Source organism: Collinsella aerofaciens, assembly GCF_018785265.1.
Taxonomy (GTDB): Bacteria; Actinomycetota; Coriobacteriia; order Coriobacteriales; family Coriobacteriaceae; genus Collinsella; species Collinsella aerofaciens_AI.
Genome location: NZ_WQPK01000025.1, coordinates 1 through 2,604 on the forward strand (window position 1 = coordinate 1; position 2,604 = coordinate 2,604).

At 69.9% G+C, this 2,604-nt stretch carries 1 protein-coding gene and 1 pseudogene; both read left to right on the plus strand.

The annotated features are described in order from the left end of the window. Nucleotides 1–147 precede the first annotated feature (147 nt). Nucleotides 148–501 (plus strand): annotated as a pseudogene (locus GPK42_RS10210) (C39 family peptidase); the annotation flags it as partial. Between the two features lie 162 nt (nucleotides 502–663). Further along, nucleotides 664–2,502 carry a hypothetical protein gene (locus GPK42_RS04750; protein ID WP_338404331.1) on the plus strand — a complete coding sequence of 613 codons (1,839 nt, stop codon included), beginning with the start codon at nucleotides 664–666 and terminating at the stop codon, nucleotides 2,500–2,502. Nucleotides 2,503–2,604: the final 102 nt, after the last annotated feature.

Consider the following 2,604-nt stretch of genomic DNA (forward strand, 5'->3'; position numbering starts at 1 on the left):
GGCTCGGCGGGCTACGGCCGCGCCGTCCAGGCCGTCCAGGTCGCGGTCCTGCCCAAGGGCGACCCCGCCCCGGGCGACACCTCCACGCCCTTCGTCGACAGGTCCTCCGAGCCCCCCTCGGTCTCCTACCGCGCCCACGTCGCCGGCATCGGCTGGCAGGGCGCCGTCTCGGACGGCGCCGTGGCCGGCACCACCGGGCAGGGCCGCGCCCTCGAGGCCCTCTCGGGCTCCGTGTCCTGGTACGGGCACGGCTCCTCCTCCCTCGAGGTGAGGGCCCACGTCTCGAACGTCGGCTGGCAGGGCTGGACCTCGGGCGCCGCCGGCACCACCGGGCGCTCCCTGGCGGTCGAGGCGCTCCAGTTCAGGCTCTCCGGTGGGGCCGCCTCGTCCTACGACGTGTGGTACCGCGTGCACTGCTCCGACTACGGTTGGCTCGGCTGGGCCAAGGACGGCGCGTCCGCGGGCACGGTGGGCCTGGCGAAGGCCGTCCAGGCCGTCCAGGTCGTGCTCGTCCCCAAGGGCGGCGCCGCGCCGGGCCCGGCCGGCGGCGCCTTCCGCGGCGCCGGTGAGCGCCTGTCCGGCTCGGCTCTCTCCGTCTCCGGCTCGCCGGCGGGCTCGTCGTTCTCCGGCGGGGTCCTGACGCTCGGCTCCGAGGGCGGCCCCGTGCTGGGCTCCGTCGCCGCGACCGTCGACAACCTCGAGTCCGACGGGTCGGTCAGCTACCGCGGCCTCCTGCTCGGCTCCGGCTGGCAGGGGGAGCCCAGCTCCGACGGGGCGCAGCTAGGCGCCTCGGGCGGCGGGCTGCAGCTCAAGGCCGTCCGCTTCGGGCTGTCCGGCGGCCTCGCGGAGCGCTACGACGTCTGGTACCGTTCCTGTGACTCCGCGCGCGGCTGGACCGGCTGGGCGAGCTCCGGTGAGCCCTCCGGCGTCGAGTCGGGCGCCTCGGGCCTCACCGCAGTCCAGGTCGCCCTCGTCGCGAAGGGCGGCGCCGCCCCCGGCCCGACCGAGGGGGCCTTCGTCTCCGGCGCCGCTTCCGGTCCGGCGCTCGTCCTGCAGGGCCATGTCGCGGAGCGCGGCTGGCTGCAGGCGGTGGGCGGCGGCGAGGACGTCGGCACGACCGGCAGGGGCCTCGCGCTCCAGGCGGTGCGCGCCTCCCTCGAGGGGGCGGGCGAGGGGAGCTCCGTCTCCGTCGCGGCCCACGTGGCCGGCATCGGCTGGCAGGACGCCGCCCCCGCCCCCTCCTACGCCGGCACGGTGGGGCAGGGCCGCGCCGTCCAGGCCGTGAGGGTGTCCCTCTCCGGCCCCGTCTCCGATTCCTACGACGTCTGGTACCGCGTCCACGCGGCGGGCTACGGCTGGCTCGGCTGGGCCAAGGACGGCGAGGCCGCGGGCACCGAGGGCCTCGGCGTCCAGGCTGAGGCGCTCCAGGTCGTCCTCGTCGAGAAGGGCGGCGACGCCCCCTCGTCGGGCGCCCCCGCCGAGCTCTCCGTCCCCTCGCTCAGCCTCAGGGCCCACGTCTCGGGCGTCGGCTGGCAGGCCGCCGTCGGCAACGGCGGCACCGCCGGCACCACCGGCCAGTCCCGCGCCGTCGAGGCGATCACGGCCGAGGTCTCCTCGCCGGTCTCCGGCGGCCTGTCCTACAGCGCCCACGTCTCCGGCGTCGGCTGGCAGGACGAGGTCTCGGGCGGCGCCGTGGCCGGCACCACCGGCCAGGGCAGGGCGGTCGAGTGCGTCAAGATGCGCCTGACCGGGGGCCTCTCCGAGTACTACGACGTGTGGTACCGCGCCTACGTGCAGGACTACGGCTGGCTCGGCTGGGCCAGCGACGGGGCCCGCGCCGGCACGACCGGCATCGGCTACCGCGTCGAGGCGCTCCAGGTCCGCATCCTCGCGAAGGGCTCGGCGGCACCGGGCCCCACGGAGGGCGCGTACAGAGACGTTGCTGATGAGAAAGTGATTGGCGTTCCGCGGATCAGACTCGTTACTTGGCTTACCCAACATCAATATGACGGCTACTACGTCGGGACTCCATATTCCACTGGATTCTCTATTCCTACCTGCACCTATCCCAATGGTGAGAGGCGTTGGGATGGATACTCTGGTATGAATTGCACCGGTTTTGTCGCCCACGCATGGTCGAAATGCGGCGGCAATCTTGCAGCGGTAGCCGCAAATAATAACCATTCTCCTTGGGCTGGAGGCCCCGGTGGCGGTAGCTATATCAATGCTTGGCGTTTTTACGGTTATGCGATTGATTCCGGCTCAAAGGTTTATGAGTTCAACAAGGTGCAGGATCTGCTGAATAGCGGGTTGGCAAGAAAGGGCGACGTCATATTCTTTAAGACTGCTCCTAACGTCGATTGCCATATCGGGTTTTTCTGGGGCGACAATCCCCGTGATAATAAGATGTGGCACTCCTCATCGCCCGCCAATCAGATTTCGTCTATCTACAACTATTCAAATCCGGCCGAGATCAATCAGCATGTTTGTCTGATTAAATAGCTGATGGTTAATTACCTTTATCGGCTTGGCCCCCGTCCCCCCAATCTAGTAGACTCTAAACCGTTGCTAGATTAGGGGGATTTTCCATGAAACGCTCCATGA